The sequence below is a fragment of the Enterobacteriaceae endosymbiont of Donacia semicuprea genome (assembly GCF_012570535.1).
Taxonomy (GTDB): domain Bacteria; phylum Pseudomonadota; class Gammaproteobacteria; order Enterobacterales; family Enterobacteriaceae.
Window position 1 is genome coordinate 193,793 of record NZ_CP046210.1, and the last position, 2,061, is coordinate 195,853.

The 2,061-nt window shown below is 22.2% G+C and carries 3 protein-coding genes; all 3 read right to left on the reverse strand.

Annotated features, from left to right (window positions below; all coding sequences use genetic code 11):
- A partial coding sequence (locus tag GJT91_RS00925; protein ID WP_211080619.1) for an aminotransferase class IV occupies positions 1–392 on the reverse strand: 392 nt, incomplete at its 3' end.
- A 46-nt stretch (positions 393–438) separates the two neighbouring features.
- On the reverse strand, positions 439–672 hold the full coding sequence (gene ilvM, locus GJT91_RS00930; RefSeq protein ID WP_168868389.1) for an acetolactate synthase 2 small subunit: 234 nt from the start codon (positions 670–672) through the stop codon (positions 439–441).
- The coding region (gene ilvB / locus GJT91_RS00935; protein ID WP_246212891.1) for a biosynthetic-type acetolactate synthase large subunit at positions 673–2,061 on the reverse strand (1,389 nt) is incomplete at its 5' end. It abuts the gene before it with no gap.

Below are 2,061 nucleotides of genomic sequence, written 5' to 3' on the forward strand. Positions count from 1 at the left end.
AGATAATTTTTCCATAAAAAAGCACTAATCATTACATCTGCATAATAATTTTTAGGAGGATTAATTCCTAAACCTACATCTCCTATAAAAACTAGGATTCTTATATAAGCTTCTTTTAATTTATTTATATTAATTATGATATGAACAGCATTAATTATTTCTTGTATAGTAAATCTTAATGGAAAACGATAAATTTTAGCAGAATTATATAAACGATCAATATGATCTTGATGACGAAAAATAACAGAACCTTTACATGATTTATAACATCTAATACCTTCAAAAACAGATGTACCATAATGTAATGCATGGGTCATAACACTAATTTTAGCATCTTCCCATTTTATAATATCTCCATTTAACCAAATAAAATTTGTTTTTTTTTTTGACATTACTATATTTCCTTATTTTAAATAATTATAATGTTATTATAATGATTTATGATATTATAATTATATCTAATACATCTATTAATTTAGCGATTTGTTTTACTAAAATTTCTATAGATTTAAAACTTTTTATTATTAATTTAAAAACAATATTTTGTAATTTATTTAATACATTAATATTTACAGTTTTAATTAAAAATCCTCTATGACGAATAATTCTCATTATTCTTTCACTTATTTCAGGGCTATTATTAGTTTTAATATATAATTCATATTTATTCATTTAATTTTTCTCTATCATATTATCATTACTATATCCAGGAGGAACTAATGGCCAAACATTATCTTTTTCACTAATAGAAACATGTAATATATAAGGTTTTTTCATAGAAAAAATTTCTTTTAAACTTTTTTTAATTTCAAAATTATAACAAATACTATGTCCTGATATTCCAAAAGATTCAGCTAATTTTACAAAATTAGGATTATCAAATAATATAGTTTCACTATATCTTTTATTAAAAAAAATTTGTTGCCATTGTTTTACCATACCTAATCTTTTATTATCTAATAATATAATTTTAATAGGTAAATTTTTTCTCTTAATTGTACTTAATTCTTGAATATTCATCATAAAAGAACCATCGCCAGAAATACATATAACAGTATGATTAGGTTTAGCAATTTGAGCTCCAATTGCAGCTGGCAATCCAAAACCCATTGTTCCTAGACCACTTGAAGTAATAAAATTTCTAGGAGTTAAAAAAGTTATATGTTGTGCAACCCACATTTGATGTTGTCCTACATCAGTAGTAACAATAGTTTGTTCATTTTTAAAATCTGATATTTTTTTTAACAAAAAAGGAGCATAAATTTTATCATTATCAAAAAAATTACTATATGAATAAGAATATTTTTTTTTTATTTTTTTTATATAACATTGCCATTTTAAAATATTATTTGGTATTTCTAATAATGGAATTAAATTATTTAAATTACCCAATAATTCTACATCTACTTGACAAATTTTATTAATTTCTGCTGGATCTATATCCATATGTATAATATTTGCGAAAGGAGCAAATTTTTTTATATTTCCTGTGACTCTATCATCAAATCTTGCTCCAATAGCTATTAATAAATCACATTTTTGTACGGTATAATTAGCTGCTTTATTACCATGCATACCTAACATTCCTAAATAATAAGGATTTTTATTATTTATAGTTCCTAAACCTTTTAAGGTTACTACTGTAGGAATTTTAGATTTTTGTACAAATTTTCTTAATGTATTTACGGCATTACCTATATTTACACCTCCACCTATATATAATATAGGCATTATAGAATTTTTTAATAAATAATTAGCTTTTATGATTTTTTTTATTGAAATTTTTTTTTTTTTAATAAGAAAAAAATTTTTATTTTTAGATTTTATTTGCTTAGGTACATTATGAAATAATTGTATATCTTTAGGTATATCTATTAAAACTGGACCAGGTCTATTAGATAATGCTATAAAAAAAGCTTTTTCTATTATAGATGATATTTCTTTATGTGAAGTTATTAAAAAACTATGTTTAGTACATGATAAAGACATTCCTATAATATCTATTTCTTGAAAAGCATCTGTCCCAATTAATGGTAACGATACTTGTCCTGTAATTACGAC

Bases quoted from the DNA above. Each gene is read 5' to 3' on its own strand.
- ilvM (WP_168868389.1), bottom strand. From the start codon at position 672: ATGAATAAATATGAATTATATATTAAAACTAATAATAGCCCTGAAATA.